This is a genomic window from Bacillus sp. S2(2024) (assembly GCF_050474045.1).
Classification (GTDB): domain Bacteria; phylum Bacillota; class Bacilli; order Bacillales; family Bacillaceae_G; genus Bacillus_A; species Bacillus_A yunxiaonensis.
In genome coordinates, this window is the sequence record NZ_JBFLUS010000003.1 from 2,871,646 (window position 1) to 2,893,309 (window position 21,664).

Annotated in this window: 20 protein-coding genes; 1 reads left to right on the forward strand and 19 read right to left on the reverse strand. The window is 37.8% G+C overall.

Annotated elements, in window-relative coordinates; all coding sequences use genetic code 11:
• Positions 1-3: 3 nt before the first annotated feature.
• From AB1284_RS14400 to AB1284_RS14455, 12 genes are all read right to left on the reverse strand, one after another.
• Positions 4-336 (reverse strand): putative DNA-binding protein, encoded by a 333-nt coding sequence (locus AB1284_RS14400; RefSeq protein WP_154711789.1) that lies wholly within the window; start codon positions 334-336, stop codon positions 4-6.
• 246 nt (positions 337-582) lie between these two features.
• Positions 583-1,572 (reverse strand): signal recognition particle-docking protein FtsY, encoded by a 990-nt coding sequence (gene ftsY, locus AB1284_RS14405; RefSeq protein ID WP_429754189.1) that lies wholly within the window; start codon positions 1,570-1,572, stop codon positions 583-585.
• A 15-nt stretch (positions 1,573-1,587) separates the two neighbouring features.
• Positions 1,588-5,157: a chromosome segregation protein SMC gene (smc, locus tag AB1284_RS14410; RefSeq protein ID WP_429754188.1), complete on the reverse strand. Its 3,570-nt coding sequence runs from the start codon at positions 5,155-5,157 to the stop codon at positions 1,588-1,590.
• A gap of 54 nt (positions 5,158-5,211) precedes the next feature.
• Complete coding sequence (gene rnc / locus AB1284_RS14415) at positions 5,212-5,949, reverse strand: ribonuclease III (protein ID WP_429754187.1); 738 nt, start codon at positions 5,947-5,949, stop codon at positions 5,212-5,214.
• Positions 5,950-6,009: 60 nt separating this feature from the next.
• The gene (gene acpP, locus AB1284_RS14420) at positions 6,010-6,243 is read right to left on the reverse strand and encodes an acyl carrier protein (protein WP_098309669.1); all 234 of its coding nucleotides are present in this window, start codon (positions 6,241-6,243) and stop codon (positions 6,010-6,012) included.
• Between the two features lie 154 nt (positions 6,244-6,397).
• Positions 6,398-7,141, reverse strand: coding sequence for a 3-oxoacyl-[acyl-carrier-protein] reductase (gene fabG / locus AB1284_RS14425; protein WP_429754186.1), 744 nt, complete (start codon positions 7,139-7,141; stop codon positions 6,398-6,400).
• Positions 7,141-8,085, reverse strand: coding sequence for an ACP S-malonyltransferase (gene fabD / locus AB1284_RS14430; protein ID WP_336483136.1), 945 nt, complete (start codon positions 8,083-8,085; stop codon positions 7,141-7,143). The genes fabG and fabD overlap by 1 nt, the downstream gene beginning before the upstream one ends.
• 15 nt (positions 8,086-8,100) lie before the next feature.
• Entirely contained in the window at positions 8,101-9,093 is a 993-nt protein-coding gene (plsX, locus tag AB1284_RS14435; RefSeq protein ID WP_429754185.1) for a phosphate acyltransferase PlsX, read from the reverse strand.
• Entirely contained in the window at positions 9,090-9,680 is a 591-nt protein-coding gene (gene fapR / locus AB1284_RS14440; protein ID WP_336483138.1) for a transcription factor FapR, read from the reverse strand. Before fapR ends, plsX begins: the two co-directional genes overlap by 4 nt.
• Before the next feature lie 87 nt (positions 9,681-9,767).
• Positions 9,768-11,816: an ATP-dependent DNA helicase RecG gene (gene recG / locus AB1284_RS14445; protein ID WP_429754184.1), complete on the reverse strand. Its 2,049-nt coding sequence runs from the start codon at positions 11,814-11,816 to the stop codon at positions 9,768-9,770.
• A 738-nt stretch (positions 11,817-12,554) separates the two neighbouring features.
• A complete protein-coding gene (locus AB1284_RS14450; RefSeq protein ID WP_429754183.1) occupies positions 12,555-14,231 on the reverse strand; it encodes a DAK2 domain-containing protein in 1,677 nt (558 codons plus the stop codon).
• Between the two features lie 22 nt (positions 14,232-14,253).
• On the reverse strand, positions 14,254-14,616 hold the full coding sequence (locus AB1284_RS14455) for an Asp23/Gls24 family envelope stress response protein (RefSeq protein WP_336483141.1): 363 nt from the start codon (positions 14,614-14,616) through the stop codon (positions 14,254-14,256).
• Positions 14,617-14,989: 373 nt separating this feature from the next.
• On the opposite strand from AB1284_RS14455, the gene rpmB reads away from it, so the two are divergent.
• The gene (rpmB, locus tag AB1284_RS14460) at positions 14,990-15,178 is read left to right on the forward strand and encodes a 50S ribosomal protein L28 (RefSeq protein ID WP_012094952.1); all 189 of its coding nucleotides are present in this window, start codon (positions 14,990-14,992) and stop codon (positions 15,176-15,178) included.
• A gap of 73 nt (positions 15,179-15,251) precedes the next feature.
• On the opposite strand, the gene spoVM is transcribed toward rpmB, so the two are convergent.
• The 7 genes from spoVM to rlmN all read right to left on the reverse strand — a co-directional run bounded on the left by spoVM (position 15,252) and on the right by rlmN (position 21,664).
• Positions 15,252-15,332: a stage V sporulation protein SpoVM gene (gene spoVM / locus AB1284_RS14465; protein WP_098309662.1), complete on the reverse strand. Its 81-nt coding sequence runs from the start codon at positions 15,330-15,332 to the stop codon at positions 15,252-15,254.
• A 65-nt stretch (positions 15,333-15,397) separates the two neighbouring features.
• Positions 15,398-16,039, reverse strand: a complete 642-nt coding sequence (locus AB1284_RS14470; RefSeq protein WP_429754182.1) for a thiamine diphosphokinase — start codon at positions 16,037-16,039, stop codon at positions 15,398-15,400.
• Between the two features lie 140 nt (positions 16,040-16,179).
• Positions 16,180-16,824, reverse strand: a complete 645-nt coding sequence (gene rpe, locus AB1284_RS14475) for a ribulose-phosphate 3-epimerase (RefSeq protein ID WP_429754181.1) — start codon at positions 16,822-16,824, stop codon at positions 16,180-16,182.
• A 2-nt stretch (positions 16,825-16,826) separates the two neighbouring features.
• Positions 16,827-17,708 carry a ribosome small subunit-dependent GTPase A gene (gene rsgA, locus AB1284_RS14480; RefSeq protein WP_429754180.1) on the reverse strand — a complete coding sequence of 294 codons (882 nt, stop codon included), beginning with the start codon at positions 17,706-17,708 and terminating at the stop codon, positions 16,827-16,829.
• Positions 17,709-17,839: 131 nt separating this feature from the next.
• Entirely contained in the window at positions 17,840-19,810 is a 1,971-nt protein-coding gene (gene pknB, locus AB1284_RS14485) for a Stk1 family PASTA domain-containing Ser/Thr kinase (protein WP_429754178.1), read from the reverse strand.
• Positions 19,811-19,818: 8 nt separating this feature from the next.
• Positions 19,819-20,571: a Stp1/IreP family PP2C-type Ser/Thr phosphatase gene (locus tag AB1284_RS14490; RefSeq protein WP_429754177.1), complete on the reverse strand. Its 753-nt coding sequence runs from the start codon at positions 20,569-20,571 to the stop codon at positions 19,819-19,821.
• Between the two features lie 4 nt (positions 20,572-20,575).
• Entirely contained in the window at positions 20,576-21,664 is a 1,089-nt protein-coding gene (gene rlmN, locus AB1284_RS14495; RefSeq protein ID WP_429754176.1) for a 23S rRNA (adenine(2503)-C(2))-methyltransferase RlmN, read from the reverse strand.

The following is a 21,664-nucleotide window of genomic DNA, read 5'->3' on the forward strand; positions in this document are numbered from 1 at the left end:
CTCCTAATCTAAATTTTCGATAGCTTCAACAACTTGTTTCACTTGTTCATCTACATGCTCTTCTTCGCTGATTAGCTGCTTTAACTTTTCAACAAGTTGCTGCCTTTCTTGAAACTTTTGAAGTAACAATAACTTTTCTTCATATTCTTCAAGCATCGCTTCTGTCCGTTTAATGTTATCATACACTGCTTGGCGGCTCACTTCAAATTCTTCTGCAATTTCACCAAGCGAGAGATCATCAAGATAGTAAAGTGACATATAACTTCTTTGTTTTGGCGTTAACAACGAATGATAAAAATCAAATAAATAATTCATTCTCGTTGTTTTTTCGAGCATGTTGAATCACCCTTTGTTAAGTGAATTACCTTTACATGAATTAGTTTACATGGAGTAGAAAAGAGTGTCAAGTTTTTTTCTTAACATCTTATTTTAATTTAAAAAGAAGAAGCGGCAAGCACCGCCTCTTCTTTTTTTACCACATACCTACCAAAAACATTTCCTACTTAGATATACGTAAGAGCATGGAGGAATTGAGCAAACTATTAGGAACATATAAAGTCTCTCACTAATGAAAACCTTACTTTATTCTACTTCTGTTTCTACAAAGTCTGCAAATAGTCCATATACATATTGTTCTGGGTTAAATTCTTGCAAGTCATCCATTTTTTCTCCAAGGCCGACAAACTTCACCGGTACATCCATCTCATTACGAATTGCTAATACGATTCCACCTTTAGCAGTTCCATCTAATTTCGTCAGTACAATTCCTGTTACATTTGTCGCCTCGCGGAATGTTTTTGCTTGACTTAAACCATTTTGTCCAGTTGTCGCATCAATAACAAGTAACACTTCATGAGGAGCACCTGGAATTTCACGCTCAATTACTCGTTTTACTTTCTCTAACTCTTTCATTAAATTGACTTTGTTTTGCAAACGACCTGCTGTATCGCATAATAAAACATCAACTTTTCGCGATTTTGCGGCCTGAATTGCATCGTACATAACAGCTGCCGGATCAGAACCTGATCCTTGTTTAATTACATCTACACCAACACGTTCGCCCCATACTTCTAGCTGTTCAATCGCTCCGGCACGGAATGTATCACCCGCCGCCAATAATACAGACTTGCCGTCTGCTTTAAATTTATGAGCCATCTTTCCAATTGTTGTTGTTTTCCCAACACCATTTACCCCAACAAATAAAATAACCGTCAATGTGTTATCTTGTACATTTAATTCATTATTAAAATTACCATCGCCTTTGTAAATCTCAACTAATTTTTCAGAGATAACAGCTTGTACTTCTCTTGGGTCCTGGATATTACGACGTTTCACTTCATCTCTTAATTGGTCAATTAATTCCATTACTGTGGACACACCCACATCCGCACCAATTAAAATTTCTTCTAACTCTTCGAAGAAATCTTCATCAACCTTGCGATAACGATATACTAAGTCATTTACCTTTTCAGCAAAAGAGTTTCTCGTTTTCTCTAAACCGTGTTTAAACTTTTCTGTTACTGTATCTGTTTGCTTTGAAATTTTTTCTTTTAATTTTTTAAAAAAGCTCATTCTTTCCCATCCTCTCTATTCACTTGTCACAACTTCTGCTCCGTCATCTAAACGAACAGATACAAGCTTGGAAACACCAGATTCCTGCATCGTTACACCATATAGTACATCTGATTCTTCCATCGTTCCTTTTCGATGTGTAATGACTATAAATTGTGTTTCATCACTAAACTTTCTCAAGTACTGCGCAAAACGAGCAACGTTCGCTTCATCCAGCGCTGCTTCGACCTCATCAAGTACACAAAACGGTACAGGACGAACCTTTAAAATACTAAACAGTAATGCAATAGCTGTTAATGCTCGTTCTCCTCCAGAAAGAAGACCTAAATTTTGCAACTTCTTTCCTGGTGGCTGTGCAACAATATCAATTCCTGTATTTAATAAATCCTGCGGGTTCGTCATAACTAAATCCGCTCGCCCTCCGCCAAACAATTCACTAAACACAAGCTGGAATTCTGTACGAATTGCTTGGAACGTATACGAAAAGCGTTTTTTCATTTCCTCATCCATCTCATCAATTACTTGATGCAGTGTTGTTTTCGCCTCTTCCAAATCATCACGCTGCTCTAGCAAGAACGTATGACGCTCAGATACGCGCTCGTATTCATCAATCGAACCTAAGTTTACTGTTCCGAGTTCTTCAATGGATAGTTTAATTAATTTCACTTTTTTACGAGCTTCATCACCAGACATTGTCATCGTATACTTTTGTTTCGCAGCTTCGAAAGAAATGGTATATGTTTCTTGTAAGTGCTGCAAGCGATTTTCTAACTCCACGTCTAAACGATTGATTTTTACTTCTTCATCTTTTAATACATCGAGCAAATATTTATGTTGACGTTTCGCTTCTTTTACTTCTAAATCTAAATATTCTAGTCGCCCTTGTAAATCAAGACGCTGCTCACGGCGTGAACTAATTAGTTCGACTGTTTGATTTCGATCGTGGGTTTTCTTTTGAATCATACTTGTAATTTGCTCTTCGCCACTGGAATTCGATGTCATTTCTTGTTTCAAGAATGCTAAATCTTCTTTTGTCTTTATAAGATTCTTTTTTGTCTCATCTTGTTCTTTCATGAGGCGGTCTACTGTCTCTTTTTGATTTGATAATTGTTGTTGCTTTTCAGCTGCTTGTACTTTTAACTCCGTAATTTCTGTCTGCACTTTTTCTTTCGAAGAATGTTGCTCACTCTTTTGCTTCGTTAATTCTTTAATTGTTGTATCAAGTTGCATAATTTTTTCTTGCAGCTCAGTAAGCGTTTCTTCTAGCTCTGTTTTCCGCCCTTGTATCTTCACTTGATCTTGCAAAAATCCTTCTAGCTCTAAATCATAAATAGATAAGCGCTCATTAATACGATGCTCTTCTAGTTCTAGCTGATTAATCTCTTCCTTGCATTTTTGTTCATCTACACGCTTTTCATCGACACTTTGTCGAATTTCTTTCATCTGCACTTCTTTTTCTTGTATTTCTTGTTTTAGCGCTTTGACGTAGCTTTCTAATTTTGCCGTCTTTTCTTCCATATCTGCCAACTTTTCATTCCACTCTTCTAATTCACGTTGACGTCCTAATAGAGAGGAATTCGTTTGCTTCACGGCACCACCCGTCATTGACCCCCCCGGATTTACAAGGTCACCTTCTAATGTAACAATGCGATAACGATATTGTAGCTGCTTTGCTAATTCATTCGCTCCTTTTAAATCATGAGCAACAATTACCGTACCTAATAAATTTGTAATAACATTTTCATATTTATTATTGTACTGCACAAGCTCTGATGCTACTCCTATAAATGATGCGTGCTGATTTACAATACGAAGTTGCTCTGCATTAAGTGCTCTCCCTTTAATTACACTTTGCGGTAAAAAGGTCGCACGTCCATGGCGATTTTGCTTTAAAAATGCAATTGCTCGGCGCGCATGTTCTTCTGTTTGTACAACAACCTGCTGCATTGCTGCTCCAAGCGCAATTTCCATTGCCACTTCGTATTTTTTCGGCACAGTCAGAAGTTCTGCAACTGCACCTTCAATACCATGCAACTGGCTATCACGTGCCTTTAATACTTCACGAACTCCTTGATAAAATCCCGAATAATCCACTTGCATTTCTTCAAGCATTTCTTTACGAGAACGAGCTTGTTGAACATATTGATATGCTTGGTACAACTTGCTCTCATTTTCGCTATATTGTTCTTTACATTTCCCAAGTGCAATGTCCGTTTGCTGCATACTTGACAGCAGATTTGTAATTTGCTCTTTTATATGTTCATATTTTTCAACGAACGTTGATTTTTTCTGCGCAATTTCTATGCGCATCTGCACATATTTTTCATTTTCTTCGTCAAGACGCTGATTTTTGAAATCTCTTTGTTTAAATTGTTCCTCTAACATAGAAAGTTCATTTCGGTAACTTGCCTGTTGATTTAAAAGCTCAATATAATCACCTTTTAAATACTCGATTTGCTCATCTAAATTTTGTACATATGTAGACAACAATCTTTCACTATCATGCAGTTTCTGTTCTAACTCTTTCACATGATTTGTTAATTTCATTAATTCGTCAGTTCCTTGCACAACACTTCCTTCATATGCAGAAACCTTGTCTGTTAATTCATGAATGAGTGCTTCTAACTGTGCACAATGCGTTGTCGCATTGTGCTTTCTTTCTTTCAGCAGCTCACGTTGCCCTTCTAATTTTTCAAGTTCTTTACTAGAAAGAAGAAGAACCTCTTGCAAAGATTGAACAGATTCATCAATGGCTTGTACGTTTCCACGCACTTCTTCTAAATCCGCTTCATTTTTTTGAAGATGTGCTGATAATTTCACTTCTTCATCTTTGTTATGTTTAAATTGCTCGCGAAGCGCTTCCCATTTTTCATGTAACTCTTCAATTTCATATACAATTAATGCCGCTTCAACTTTTTCTAATTCTTCTTTTTTCTCAAGATAATCTTTTGCAATAGAAGCTTGTCTTTCAAGAGGTTCAACTTGAGCACTCAATTCATGAATAATATCTTCTACACGATTTAAATTATCTTGTGTCTCCGCTAATTTCCCTTCCGCTTTCTTTTTACGAATTTTATATTTCAGTACACCAGCTGCTTCTTCAAAAACACTACGACGGTCTTCTGATTTACTACTTAAAATCTCTTCTACTTTCCCCTGGCTGATAATAGAAAATGCTTCACGTCCCATACCAGAGTCCATAAATAAATCTACAATATCTTTTAAACGACAAGATTGTTTGTTAATCAGAAAATCACTATCACCTGAACGATATACTCGTCTTGTTACACTTACTTCGTTATATTCAATCGGCAAACGCTGATCCTCATTATTTAATGATAATGTTACCTCAGCAACATTCAACGCTTTACGTGTATCACTGCCTGAAAAAATAATATCTTCCATTTTCGCACCGCGCAGCGACTTTACAGATTGCTCACCAAGTACCCAACGAATGGCATCTGTAATGTTACTTTTTCCACTTCCATTTGGACCTACTACAGATGTTACACCTGGTACAAAGTCAATCGATACACGTTCTGCAAAAGATTTAAATCCTGCTATCTCTAACCGTTTTAAAAACACGAAAGACCTTCCCCCTTTATGCACAAGGAATCCCCCTAAGTATAAGGGGGATTCCTATGAATGCTCTTTTAATTTTTCTAACGCTTCTTGGGCGGCATGTTGTTCTGCCTCTTTCTTAGACTTTCCACTTCCAAGTCCTAATGCTTCGCCGTTTAATGTAACACGCGATACAAACTCTCGATTATGGGCTGGTCCTTTTTCTTGCAAAATTTGATACTCTATATTACCACTACCATCACGCTGAATTAATTCTTGTAGTTGACTCTTAAAATCCATCACATGAGAAAAAGCACCTTCATTAATTTTCGGATAAACAACTGCTTTTAAAAATCCCCATACCTTGTCTAAACCTTGGTCCAAGTAAAGTGCCCCAATAAACGCTTCAAAGACATCCGCTAATAACGCTGGACGTTCGCGACCTCCTGTCATTTCTTCCCCTTTTCCTAAAAGGACAAGATTACCAAATGATAGCTCATTCGCAAAACGAACAAGAGAAGGTTCACATACGATAGCCGCGCGAAGTTTTGTTAATTCTCCCTCGCTCATTGTCGGATATTTTTGAAACAAATATTGCGAAACCGTCAGTTCTAATACCGCATCACCAAGAAATTCAAGACGCTCATTATCTTCATGTGGCTTTTTCCGATGCTCATTCACATACGATGAATGCGTAAATGCCTGAATCAACAATTTTTCATTTGTAAATGTAATACCTATTTTCGCTTGAAACTTTTTAAAAGCCTCGCGATATTTCGCTTCATACTTCTTATCTCTATACTTTCTGTACGGCATAGGTCCCTCCAGATATATATGCTGAGAAAGCCCCGTATATAAACGGGACTTCATCAAGCATTATAGATGACTCTCTATGTAAGTCACAGCATCGCCAACAGTAGCAATTTTTTCTGCTTCCTCATCAGAAATTTCCATTTCAAACTCATCTTCTAGTTGCATTACAAGTTCTACTACATCTAGAGAATCAGCACCTAAATCTTCTTTAAAGTTTGCAGCTGTTGTTACCTCTGTTTCGTCTACTCCTAGACGATCAACGATAATTTTCGTTACACGCTCTAAAACGTCTGCCATATTCATTCACCTCCTTTAAAGAGTATTGACAATCAATCACTTTTTAATTTTATTTATAGATTAGATCACTATTTTTCCGATCTTCTCAAGCCATTATATTTAATATTGTACAGAAAAGCTAGATGAAATCAACCTATTTCTGTAGTTTTTCCTTTTACATCACCATACCGCCGTCAACATGAAGTGTTTGTCCAGTGATATAACGACTCGCATCTGATGCTAAAAATGCTACAGCATTTGAAATATCTTCTGCTTCTCCAAATTTTGCAATCGGGATTAATTTTAGCATTTCATTCTTCACATCTTCTGCTAATACATCTGTCATATCTGTTACAATAAATCCAGGAGCAATTGCATTTACTGTAATATTACGACTTGCAAGCTCTTTTGCTGAAGTTTTTGTTAACCCAATTACACCTGCTTTTGCTGCAACGTAGTTTGCTTGACCCGGGTTTCCAGTAACCCCAACAACAGAGGCGATATTAATAATACGACCATGGCGTTGACGCATCATATAGCGAGATACAGCTTTTGTACATAAAAAGACACCTTTTAAGTTTGTATCAATAACAGCATCCCATTCTTCTTCTTTCATACGCATTAGTAAATTGTCTTTCGTAATACCAGCGTTATTTACAAGAATATCAATTTGACCAAATGTATCAACTGTTTGTTTTACCATATCAGTCACTTCTTCGCTACTAGCAACATTTGCTTTTACTGCAATTGCTTCTGATCCTAATTTTTTAATCTCATCCACAACTTCATTTGCTTTTAATTCGTTTCCTGCATAGTTTACAACTACTTTCGCACCTTGTTTTGCTAAATCTAATGCAATTGCACGACCGATTCCGCGAGATGCTCCCGTTACTAATGCGACTTTATCTTTTAATAACATTAGCCTTCTCCTCTCAGTTTTGAAATGGTATCCTTCATCGTCTCTTCATCATATATCGCATATACTTTCGCAGATGGAGCGATTGATTTCATAAGACCAGCTAAAACCTTTCCAGGCCCAATTTCAATAAATGTATCCACACCAAGTTCTACCATCCGTTCAATGGATGGGTACCATAATACAGGGGAATAGAGTTGTTCAATTAATTTTTCTTGAATATCCTCTTTACGAGTAATACAATCTGCTGTTACATTTGCAACAACGGGAACCTTCACATCTTGAATTGAAATTTCATTTAACACACCGCGAAACTTCTCAGCCGCTGGTTTCATAAGCGATGAATGAAACGGACCGCTAACGCGTAATGGAATTGCGCGTTTTGCACCATTTTCTTTCGCTCTTTCTGAAGCCAATTCCACACCTTGCTTCGTTCCAGAAATGACAATTTGCTTCGTGCTGTTCATATTCGCAACTTGTACAGCATATCCTTCCTGTGTCACCTCTTCGGTCACCTGCTTTAACATATCTGGATCCGCTCCCAGAATAGCTGCCATTGCACCTTCGCCATTTGGCACAGCTTCTTCCATGTACTCACCGCGTTTTCTTACAGCGTATACCCCATCTTCAAATGACATAGCACCCGCTGCTACCAGTGCACTATACTCACCTAAACTATGTCCTGCAACATAGTCAGGTTTAATCTCATACTGCTCCAATGCCTTTAAAATTGCAATACTTGTCGTTAATAATGCTGGCTGTGCATTTGTTGTTAACGTCAACGTTTCTTGAGGCCCCTCAAAAATAAGTGATGAAAGAGAATCTTTTAAAATTTCATCAGCCTGATGAAATACTTTCGCAACCTCTTCATGACTTTCTGCTAATTGTTTTCCCATTCCAACTGCCTGTGAACCTTGTCCTGGAAAAAGAAATGCCAGTTTTCCCATTTCAAACCCTCCTCATTATTGAAGCGGCTCCTCCTCTATTACACTCGTAATAGTAGGAATAACTTCCTTCGCTACCATTTCTCTAGTTTGACGAATCGCACTAAAAATCGATTGGTCATTGGAGGAACCGTGCGCTTTGATGACAGGAGCTTTCAATCCAAATAAAGCCGCTCCTCCATACTCTGAATAATCCATTTTATCTTTTAACACCATAAGCTTTGGTTTTAATACCGCCGCCGCTAGTTTACTTGTAAACGAACTCATCAATTGCTCTTTTAGCATCGAGAATAATGCAAGTGCAGTACCCTCTAACGTTTTAAGGGCAACATTTCCGGTAAATCCATCACAAACAACCACATCAGCTACGCCGTTTAATAAGTCTCGTGATTCTACATTTCCAACAAAGTTAATCGGTGCATCTTTTAGCATTGCAAAAACTTGTTTAGAAAGCTCGTTTCCTTTTCCATCCTCAGTTCCAACATTTAAAAGACCTACGCGAGGATTAGCAATTCCTCTCACTTTCTCTGCATACACAGATCCCATTACAGCATATTGGTATAAATGGATCGCTTTTGCATCAACGTTTGCTCCAACATCTAACATAACAAAGCCTTTACCGTCTACTGTTGGCATAGTAGGAGAAAGAGCAGGGCGTTCAATCCCTTCTATACGTCCAATTACAAATAATCCAGCTGCCATAAGAGCCCCCGTATTCCCTGCGGAAATACAAGCATCAGCTGCACCTTCTTTTACTTGTTGCGCAGCAAGTACCATGGAAGCTTGTTTTTTGCGACGTACCGCTCGTACCGGCTCATCTGTCCCTTCGATTACTTCATCTGTATACAGTACAGTAATACGCTCTTCACTTGTTAAATACTTACGAATTTCGTCTTCTTTTCCTACTAATGTAATATGTAAATCTGAATATTGTTTAATTGCCTTCATTGCTCCGAGTACGACAGATTTTGGCGCATGATCGCCACCCATTGCATCTATTGCGATTCTCATAAGTTGTTACCTTCCTCACTATAATTACTAGATCGATACATTTCAAAAGTGCCTTTAAAAACAAGTTCATCTCCGACAAAACTTTGCACTTTTACAACCGTCCGTCCTTTATCATTCTCCACATCTTCAACACGCGCTTTTGCAACAACACGCTCTCCTAATTTTACAGGACGAATATATCGAATGGTGGACTTTGCAGTTAAAGCTAGTTCTTCATCAATAACAGCAACAGCTAATGAGTTCGCTTGTGCAAATAAATGATGCCCACGAGCAATTTGATTACGTTTAAAGACATGTTCTACCTTCACTTCAAAAATTGAAATCGCATGTCTATCTAATTCTATATCAATAATTTCTCCTACCACTTCATCAAGCGGTAAAGATTTTACATCTTCTTCATGTTGTTTCGTTGCTACATGTTTAATTCGTTCTCGCAATTCCGGAATCGAAAGTTCCATACGATCGAGACGAATCGTTTGAATACTCACTTGAAATTGTTCAGCTAATTCTTCATCCGTAATAAACGGATTTGCTTCTATTGTATGTTGTAACAACTCTTGTCTTTCTTTTTTCCTTCTTTTTTTCATTCCGCACCATCCATTTTTATGACTAGGTACTAACAGTAGTATATAAGCATTAAATACAGAATGCAACATTTTTTTGTTTCTTCCGCTTTAATCCAGCTTTTCTCCTTGAAAAACACCTGACTTCTCTAAATATTTCCGTAGCATTTCATACTGCCCACTTTGCCAAAATGCAGTTGAATCCACAAGTAAAGCAGCATCTTGCCTAGCTGTTTCTAATGCTCGATAATCATGTACCATATCAGCTACTTTAAATTCAGGTAAACCACTTTGCTTACTTCCAAAGAAATCCCCAGGACCACGCAGCTCCAAATCTTTTTCTGATAACACAAAGCCATCATTTGTCTCTGTCATAATACGCATGCGCTCTTTTCCCGTTTCTGATTTCGGATCAGCAATTAAAATACAATAAGATTGTTCACTTCCACGCCCTACACGACCACGAAGTTGATGAAGTTGTGATAATCCAAAACGTTCCGCATCATAAATAACCATTGTCGTTGCATTCGGTACGTTCACACCAACTTCTACAACTGTTGTCGAAATGAGAATTTGTACTTTATTTTCACTAAATTGTTGCATTACTTCATCTTTCTCCTGAGAAGAAAGGCGTCCATGCATTAATCCAACTTGAAATTTCCCTTGATAATGATGAGTCAGCATACTATGCAAATCAATTGCATTTTGCACATCCAGTTTCTCTGATTCTTCAATTAGCGGACAAATGACATATGCTTGTCGTCCTTTTTTCACTTCTTTCTCAACAAATCCAAGAACACGCTCAAACATATCGTGTTTCGCCCAGTACGTTTCAATTACTTTACGACCTGCCGGCATCTCATCAATAATTGATACATCCATTTCACCAAACGCAGTAATCGCCAATGTACGAGGAATTGGTGTTGCCGTCATAAATAAAACATCTGGACTTTCACCTTTCTCTCTCAAAACCCGGCGCTGCGCTACACCAAAACGATGTTGTTCGTCCGTAATAACAAGTCCAAGCCTATGAAATATGACTTCATCTTGAATTAAAGCATGCGTTCCAACAAGAATATCAATCTCTCCTTGTTCTAGTCTAGCTAATACCTCACGACGACGCGCTCCCTTTACAGAACTTGTTAATAATTCAATATTCATATTAAAATGAGCAAACGTAGATACGAGCGATTGATAATGTTGCTCAGCCAAAATTTCTGTCGGTACCATTAATGCTCCTTGATATCCAGCTAATTTCGCCGCATATAAAGCAATGGCAGCAACTACCGTTTTCCCTGAACCTACATCCCCTTGTAGTAAGCGATTCATCCGATACGGTGACTGCAAATCTTTCATAATTTCCAAAACTACACGATGTTGCGCATTCGTTAAAGGAAAAGGAAGTGCACCTATAAACTCTTCTAGCAACTCAAGAGAGACATCTTTTTTTATCCCTTTTGAACTTTCTCGTTCCATTTTACGAAGTGCTTGCATTTTCAATTGGAACAAGAAAAATTCTTCATATACAAAGCGCCGGCGCGCCTGTTTCATATCTTCTTGTCCACTAGGAAAATGCAAGGCATATAGCGCTTCGTAACGAGATAATAATTTATAACGAGACAACAGTCCATCTGGCAGTACTTCTTTCACAAAAGAACCGTATTCTTTAAATGCTTGTGCAATAAAGCGCCGCATCTGTTTTACCGTCAATTTCCCTTTAACCGAATATACCGGTTCTACTTCTTGTTGACGGACAATAGGACCAAAGTGCAGTTCAGATACCGAGATTGTTTGACGATGTTGATCCCATTTCCCAGTTATCGTTATTGTTTCATCAATATTTAATTTCTGCTTATAGTACGGTCTATTAAAGCATACGGCTGTAACTAAATAACGCCCAACGAGAACACGTACAGTGAGACGAGATTTCTTCTTTCCATAATACTGCAACAACGGCGCACTATGTACTTTACCTTCCACCGTTACACGTTCTTCGTGCTTAACTTCAGCTAAATCTTTCATCGCATAATCTTCGTATCTATATGGAAAATGCTCTAGTAAATCAGAAACCGTAAAAATCCCCATCTCATTTAATAATACAGCTGTTTCTTCTCCAATTCCTTTCACATCCGTAATCGGAACTTGCACAACTTCATTCAAGATCTTCACGCTCCGTTAAATCTTATTCCTAACTCTTCACATACAATACGTATCTTCTTTACTTGTACGTTATATCATCATAATGACTACATATCTCCATTCGCATTTTAAATACGCAATCTCTACCTCTCCTATTCTACCATAGCATCAGTAAAGCGGAACAGTCGTTTCCCCCTTATCTAGCCGCATATACCAATCCAAATTCCAGCTACCTATTTCCATTTCCTACCACATTCTTCATATACAGCACTAATTATAAAGCGGCATTTCCATCAACGGGGTCTTACTGCCCGCGCATAGCGGGATAAAGTGAAACTTCCATCAGCGGGGAGGGGGGTGCTTCATTCCCCACTGATGGAAAGCTCTCACCAATGGGACTTTTACGGGCAGTTATCCCACACCTATCTTCTGTAGAAAAGCGGAAGCGGTTCGCCCAGAATCGCAGGACGCCCACGCCCAAGGCAGAGAGGTGCTTTTTGCCTCGTCCGAGGGGGCGAAACGACCGGAGATTCTAGCCGCTAGAGCTGGACAACGATTTCCTCCGAATCTTGAGGTGGGAGCTTACTGCCCGTTCATGCGGGATAAACAAGAAAGAGAGCCTCACTGCATTAGCTAGTAAGGCCCTCTCATTATTTATATTGTCTCACCCTATGCAGAGCAATCCCATTTTCGAAGGAGATACGCTACATACAAAGTTCGATCAGCGGAACTAACCACTAGCAGGGATGAAGTTTCACTTTATTCGACAGAAAAAATGAAGGAATATATAGGTTGATTTCCGTTATGAACCTCTACCTCTACATCTTCAAATTTTTCTTCTACAAATGCTACCAATGCAGCTACCTCTTCTTCCGATGCATCCTCACCTTGTAAAACCGTTAAGATTTCTGCATCTTCATCAAGCATATTTTCTAACAGCTTTTTCGCAGCTTCTAATTTCTTTGCATCCGTTGATACAATCTTCCCATCGGCAATGCACATGAAATCATCTTTATGAATTGTTACACCATCAATCTCTGTATCACGAACCGCATACGTAATTTGGCCTGTCTTCACATGAGTAAGCGCCTCATTCATATTTGCTGCATTTTCTTCCAGCGTTCCTACTGGATTGAATGCTAGCATCGCTGCCATACCTTGCGGAACTGTTTTCGAACGAACAACGATTACCTCTTGGTTCAATACAGAAGCAGCTTGTTCTGCAGCCATTACAATATTACCGTTGTTTGGTAAAATAATAACTTTTTCTGCATTTGCTTCTTCAATTGCTTTTACAATATCCTCCGTACTTGGATTCATCGTTTGACCGCCTTCAATAACTACCGTCGCGCCGATGCTTTCAAACAATTCTTTAATACCAGATCCCATCGCTACCGTTACGATTCCGTAAGGCTGCTTCTCTGCAGATTGTTTCACTTCTTCATGCATCACTGCAGGCTCATCTAATAAAGCAGTATGTTGTTCACGCATATTTTCTACTTTAATATTAATTAGGCTACCATAACGTTGTCCGTAGTTCATTGCATCTCCAGGATGCTCTGCATGAATGTGAACTTTCACGATTTCATCATCAGATACAACCAGCAATGAATCACCGTACACGCTAATATCTTCACGGAATTTTTGCTCAGAGAAGTTATGTTCTTTCATCTTCTCTTCGTCTAGTTTGACCATAAATTCTGTACAGTAGCCATATGTGATATCTTCTGTACTCAATTGGCTTTGTACACTACGGTGATGTTCTGCACGTACCATTTCATTCATAGATGGTTGCGCTGGCTCATCAGAAGTAATTGTTTCACCTTTTAACTCAGCTAAAAAGCCTTCATACACAACAACAAGGCCTTTACCACCGCTATCTACAACACCAACTTGCTTTAATACAGGTAATAAATCCGGCGTACGATTTAAAGATGCGTTCGCCTCTTTCACAACTTCTTCCATAAACAAAACAAAGTCGCGTTGTTTTTTCGCAACTGTGACTGCATGTTTACTCGTTTCTCTTGCAACAGTTAAAATCGTTCCTTCAATCGGTTTCATAACTGCTTTATATGCAGTTTCTACACCAGCTTCTAAAGCATCAGCAAAATCAACTGTTGTTAACGTTTCTTTTTGCTCAATAGATTTTGAGAAACCACGGAAAAGCTGAGATAAAATTACGCCAGAATTCCCACGTGCTCCCATTAATAATCCTTTCGCTAGGCTCACTCCGACTTTCCCAGCATGCTCAGAAGGATTTCTCTTTACTTCTCGCGCTCCTGAAGTCATCGATAAATTCATGTTTGTACCGGTATCGCCATCTGGAACTGGAAAAACGTTTAAAGCATCAACTAGCTTGACGTTATTTGTTAAATTATTTGCCCCTTGCAGAATCATTTGGGCTAAACGCTTCCCATCAATTTTTTGAATTGACACAGATTTTCCTCCTTAATGCACATTACAAGTTTGTTACTTTTACTCCTTGCACGTAGATGTTTACAGAATCTACTGCTAGTCCTACTGTTTGATCTAATGTATACTTCACTTTCGTTTGAACATTGTGTGCTACCTCTGAAATTTTTGTACCATAGCTCACGATAATATACATGTCAATATGTACTTCATCATTCTCTTTACGAACAATAACGCCTCTTGTGAAATTTTCTTTTCGTAAGATTTCTGTTAATCCATCTTTTAATTGATTTTTTGACGCCATACCAACGATGCCGTAGCAATCTACTGCAGCGCCTCCAGCAATTGTTGCAATTACATCTGTACTAATATCAATTTGACCGAACTTTGTTTTGATTTCAATTGACATCTCGTTTCCCCCTTTAGAAATGGTGAAAGTGAGCTAGACTACTTTAATTACTATCATATAATCTTTTCAAAAAAAATTCCAACGTTCTTTACTTTCGCTCTCGTATTTATAGAATAATATAGCAATTCTTTTTATGATGAGCACAATAGTCCATTTTTATTATACAACACATATCCATATAATATGTCAAGTGATTTTTCTTGATTTCCGCTTTTCTTACATATAGTGTCAAGTAATTTTTCTTGATTTCTTTCTTATACACTGTTGCATTCTCTTTTTAGTTGTGTTAAATTATAGTAGTGTTTTTAGCATCGCATAAAAGACTAACATTGAAAATTACGTAGGTTACGGTAGTTAAGGGAGGGAAATATAGATGGCTCGTGTTTGTGCTATTACTGGAAGAAAAGCTCGTTCTGGTAACTCTCGTTCTCACGCAATGAACGCTACAAAACGTAAATGGGGCGCTAACCTTCAAAAAGTTCGCGTACGCATTAACGGTAAAGTTCAACGTGTTTACGTTTCTGCTAGAGCATTAAAATCTGGCAAAATCGAACGTGTTTAATAATAAAAAAGAGAGCCTTTTGGCTCTTTTTTTATTATCCTCATGAAAAAAGCACCGGTAACAGGTGCTTTTTTTATTCCTTTTTAAAGGTATTCAACACCGCGCGAACAATTCCACCAAGAAATTTCGGCAACTTAATTGTATAAAATCTCATGGTTTCCCTCCTAATCCCCATTACTCCACTTGTTTACTATATGACGTAGCAACAAAAGTAGTTCTTCAATCAGTGCTTCTTATCACCATTAATATGCCAGAAGTAAATGAAAAAGTACCTTTTTCCGCAACGAGTTCATTACTAATACAAAGTGTTGATCCCCATTCTATCGTTTTATCTGTAAGAGGATATTTAAAACCGCGAAGTGTAATTCCCGATACTATTTCTGTAACAGGAACAAAAGATATGTAAGGAAATGATGAATTTTCTTCTATTGTATATGTACCTGATTCTTTAACAAAAATTTCATTTTTATAATCTACAATGCTCATGTTCACATTTGCTCGTAAGGCCTTTAGTAGCATTTGAGTGTTTGCTAAACTATGATCCAATCTTCCACCTGTTGCACCAAAAATACGAATTTGTTCTGGTTCTTGCTCTAAAGCCCAATTAATTGCAATCTCTAAATCCGTTTGATCCTTTTCTTTCGGTACAATATGCAAGTCTTCTTTTTGTTTTTGCATCCATACTAACTCTTCTTCTGTAACAGAATCATAATCACCAAAAGCTACTTGTGGTGTTATTCCAAGCTGTAACAAACGATATACTCCTCGATCAACAGCTGCCCATACAACCTCTTCACTCTCATATTTTGAAAAATCTGCCCAACACTCTACTGGACCTCCAGCTAAAATATGAATAATCATGTTCTCTCTCCTTCTTATAGAAAAAAGGCAATCTACCAATAGCTAGATTACCTTTTCCTTTAACTATTTTACCTATCTACAGACTCATTTTCATCCCGCTATTTGCGGGCAGTAAAACCCACACTGATGGAAGTTTCACTTTATCCACGAATAGCCGCAATTGCTGCCCCGCGATCTTTTTGATTGTATACAGCGGATCCTGCAACGAGAACATTCGCTCCTGCTTCTACACATAATTTCGCAGTTTCTATATTAACGCCGCCATCAACTTCAATCTCTACTTGTAAATTGCGTTCACGAACCATATCAGCAACTTGTTTAATTTTTGGTAATACAGAATGAATGAACTTTTGACCACCAAAGCCTGGGTTTACCGTCATAAGTAACACTATATCTATATCTCCTAATACATGCTCAATCATTGAAACTGGTGTATGTGGATTTAAAACAACACCCGCTTTAATACCATGCGACTTGATTAATTGAATCGTACGATGTAAATGCGGACACGCTTCTACGTGTACTGTAATAATATCCGCTCCTGCTTTTGCAAAAGTAGGAATGTACTGATCCGGATTTTCAATCATCAGATGAACATCTAATGGTAAAGAAGTAATGGGACGAATTGCTTCTACAATCAGCGGACCAATTGTAATATTTGGAACAAAATGCCCGTCCATTACATCGACATGTATGTAATCCGCTCCGCCTTTTTCTACATCTTTAATTTCTTCTCCCAATCTTGAAAAGTCTGCTGATAAAATCGATGGTGCAATTTTAATCATCATTAATACCTCGGCTTTCTATCTCTAATTTCTTCAACGAATTGCATGTAGTGCTCGTAACGATAGCGTGTAATGCCACCTTCTTCTACAGCATCTTTTACCGCACACTTCGGCTCAGAAAGATGTGTACAACCTCTAAATTTACAGTATTGACTCTGTTCTTTCAATTCTGGAAAACAATATGTGAGATCTTCTACTTCTATATCGATAAAATCCAGCGAACTAAACCCAGGTGTATCTGCAACAAGGCCGCTTCCTACTTCAATTAATTCCACATGTCTTGTCGTATGCTTACCTCGCCCTAAATGAGCTGAAATTCCACTCGTTTTTAACGCTAAATCTGGACGTAATACGTTTAAAAGAGAAGACTTCCCTACACCAGATTGACCCGCTACAACAGAAACACAACCTTGTAAAAACGGCTTTAATACTTCTATGCTCTCTGAGGTTGTCGTTGAAGTAAATACCACATCGTAACCAATTGCAATGTAATCCCGTGCATACGATTCAATTGTTTCACGTGTTTTCTCATCTATTAAATCCATCTTACTGATACAAATAATGGGTTTAATATTATGAAACTCGATTAAAACTAAAAAACGGTCTAATAACAATGGATTAAACTCTGGTTCTACTGCAGAAAATACAAGCAGCGCTTGATCAACGTTCGCAATCGGCGGGCGCACAAGTTCATTTTTTCGCTCTAATATTTCTAGAACATATCCTTCGCTCGGATTTTCAGCTTGGAATACGACTTGATCGCCAACAAGCGGTGTAATTTTATGTTTACGGAATACACCACGTCCTCGGCACTGCGTTACCCCCTCTTCATGCTGCACATAGTAGAATCCACTTAAAGCTTTTATAATTTTCCCTTCTGGCATACATTCTCTCCTTCATTTATCTTGTTCTAAAGAACATAAAAAACCAATTTCTTTTTATAGATATTCATAATAGACTTTAGAACGAGATTCGTTCAACTCACCATTTATAAGTTCCTAACGTGAGTTTCACTTTACCCTGTTGGATACAGAACTTCTTTTTCGATTAACGTCGTTCCGTCACGAACAATTTTATAACGCCCTTTTTTTCCTTCTTGAATAACAAACTCAAGAGAAATTGTCGTAGACTCTGTTATCGTTCTCGTTTCAAACGGCTTATCCATAGTATTCTGCATATCTTCTTTATATATTTCAATTGTTTGTGGTTTTTTCTCTCCAGTTGCCGATGCTTGATACTCGATTGGGATATTGTCGACTTTTACAGTTTTTGTCGGCTTTTCTTTAGGTCCATCAGAGACAACAATTGTTACTTTTGTCCCTTCTTTTAAGTTCGTATCTGGCTTTGGTGATTGCGAAATAACAAGCCCTTTATCAACTGTATTTGAATACTCTCTCTTTATTTCTGGCACAAGCTTTTTATCATTTAAATAGCTATTCACACTATTTTCTGTCCAACCAGAAAAATCAACAAGTCGAATTTGTTTCGGCCCCTTACTAATCCACACTTTTATTTCTTGTTCTTCCTCGACAATAGATTGTCCTGCTTCAGGAATTTGTTCTACAATTTCATCTTTCGGCTTTTCGCTTTCAATATAATAAGGTACAACGCCCTTATATTGAGTTAATTCATCTTTAATCTGATTATATTCTTTCCCAATTAAATTAGGCATTTTTTTCTTTTGTTTTCCACCTGATTGAAAAATCGTGATTTTTGTATTCTCTCTCACAATCCGTCCTGCCGCTGGATTTGTTTTAATGGCCTTACCTTCTTCCACTTCATCTGTATATACAACTTGCGGTGTCGTCAATTCGAACCCTTTATCAACAAGTGTATTGACAGCTTTTTCATAGGTCATACCAGACACATCCGGCACTTTGACTTCCTTTGGAATAAAGAAACCTGGAATAACTGTCACTGCCAATATTCCACACACAACTAAAAATATGAAAGTCGTAAGTAAAATTTTGAGCCATCGATTGCTTTTCTTTTTTGGTTGTTCTTCTTGTTTTACTTCATTTTGCTGCTTTTCTTCTTTCGAATTTCCAAATAAAACAATCGTTTCTTCGCTATTTGTATTTATCAATTGCTCCTGCTGAATGATAGGAATTGCCTTTGTTGCTTCCATATCTTCAGGTATATGGAAAGGTTGTTCATTTATTCGTTCTGGATATAATGCTGTTTCAATATCACGTTTCATTGCATTAGCAGATTGATAGCGATGAAATGGATCTTTCGTTGTTGCTTTCAAAATAATATTTTCTACACTTTGCGGAATATCAGGATTCCATCTTTTCGGAGATGGTGTTTCATTTTGTAAATGTTTAAGAGCAATAGAAACAGCAGATTCTCCAGAAAACGGCGGCCTTCCTGTTAATAGTTCAAACATCACAATTCCAAGTGAATAAATATCTGATTGCTTATTAGCAACACCGCCTCTTGCCTGCTCAGGAGATAAATAATGAACCGAACCAAGAACAGAATTTGTATGTGTAATCGTCGTTGCGCTTGTCGCTGTTGCAATACCAAAGTCTGTGACCTTTATAACACCATCACTTCGAATTAAAATATTATGAGGCTTAATATCACGGTGAACAATTTCAAAATGATGCGCATGAGCCATCGCAGCAGTTAATTGTTCCATAATATCAAGCGCTTCTCCTACAGGAAGAAGACCTCGCTGTTGTATGTATTGCTTTAACGTTTGACCAGGCACATATTCCATAACAAGATAATAAATTCCATCTTCTTCTCCGACATCATACATATTAACAATATTTGGATGAGATAACGTTGTGACCGATTGAGCTTCTCGATGGAAACGCTTAATAAACTCCTCGTTATTTGAATAATCAAGGCGTAACATCTTTACAGCTACATCACGATCAAGTATGTCATCATGCGCCAAATATACATTGGCCATTCCCCCGCCACCAATCATTTTAAGCAGTTTGTAACGGTCATTTAGGCGTCTTCCAATCATCACGTTGTAATTCACCTACTTTCGTTCGCCGAATCCGCATAATCAATAATGACAAGAGTAATGTTATCTTCGCCGCCAAGGTCATTTGCAAGCTGCACAAGTTGTTCACTTTTTGTTTGCAAAAGTTCATCAGATTGTAAAACCTCTTTCATACGGCTCATTGCAACTTTATTAGATAACCCATCGGAACAGAGCAACAACTGATCTCCATCTTCTAATACTAAAGTTTTCACATCTAATATAACGGTTTCTTCCGTACCAAGTGCTCTTAATAAAACATTTTTTCGTGGATGATATTCAGCATCTTCTTTTGAAATTTCTCCATGTCGAACGAGTTCATTTACAAGGGAATGATCTTCGGTTATAAGTGACATATAATCATCCGATAACATATAACAGCGACTATCTCCAATATGACCAATTGTAACAAAAGTAGCTGTGCATATAGCCGCAACAATTGTTGTCCCCATTCCACTACATTCTGGATGTTCACCAGAATATTTGTATACACGTTCATTAATAATTTGAGCATGATTATGTAACCATTGTTCTGCTTTTTTAGGCGTATCCATATTATACGTTTGTTCCCAATAGTCATGGAACAATTGGATTGCCATCGAGCTGGCAACATCGCCCGCTCGATGACCTCCCATTCCATCTGCTACAACCGCTAAAACAGCTCCATCTAGATTATGAAATACTCCTGCACTATCTTCATTATGTTGACGAACTTTTCCTTTATCTGATAGAAACACGGTTTTCATCATCTCACCTCGTCTCTTCTTTGCGCTCCTTTGCACGCAATTGACCGCAGGCTGCATCAATATCATGACCTTGTTCACGACGAATCGTTACGTTAACACCACGATCTTTTAATGTTTTTTCAAACAAGAAAATTTGTTCGCGCGGTGTTCTTACATAATCGCGTTCTGGTACATAGTTAACTGGAATTAAGTTAACATGACATTTCACACCTTTTAACAGCTGAGCTAATTCCTCAGCATGTTCGACTTGGTCATTTTCTCCTCCAAATAAGCCATATTCAAATGAAACACGGCGCCCTGTTTTCTCGATGTAATATTTGATAGCTTCCATTAAATCTGGTAGCTTGTATGCCCGGTTAATTGGCATTAATTTTGAACGCAGCTCTGTATTTGGAGCATGTAAAGAAACCGCAAAGTTAATTTGTATATTTTCTTCAGCAAACTTATAAATTTTCGGGATAATTCCACTTGTTGATACAGTCATATGACGCGCTCCAATGTGAAGCCCTTTTTCATGATTCACGATACGTAAAAACGCCATTAAGCTATCATAATTATCAAACGGTTCTCCGATTCCCATAACAACAAGAGAGCTTACACGCTCATCTGTATTATCTAGCTCACGTTGTACTTCGACAACTTGTGCAACAATCTCACCAGCTTCTAAATTGCGTTTTAAGCCGCCAAGTGTTGATGCGCAAAACGTACAGCCAATTCGGCAACCAACTTGTGTTGTTACACAAATTGAATTTCCATAATCATGGCGCATTAATACCGTTTCAATAGAATACCCATCATGCAATTGGAATAAGAATTTAATTGTTCCATCTGAAGATGTTTGCTTTACCAATGTTTTTAAAGTTGTAATATCAAAGGAATTCGACAATTTTTCACGCAATCCTTTAGAAAGGTTTGACATATCCTCAAAAGTTGTTACACGTTTTTTATATAACCAATCAAAAATTTGACCAGCACGGAATTTAGGTTCTCCTTGTTCTTTTAACCATTGTTCCATATCATGAAGCTGCAGGGAATAAATAGACGGTTTTTTTGTTTCTAATTCTTTTTTTTGTTTTTTTACAGTTGTTTCCAT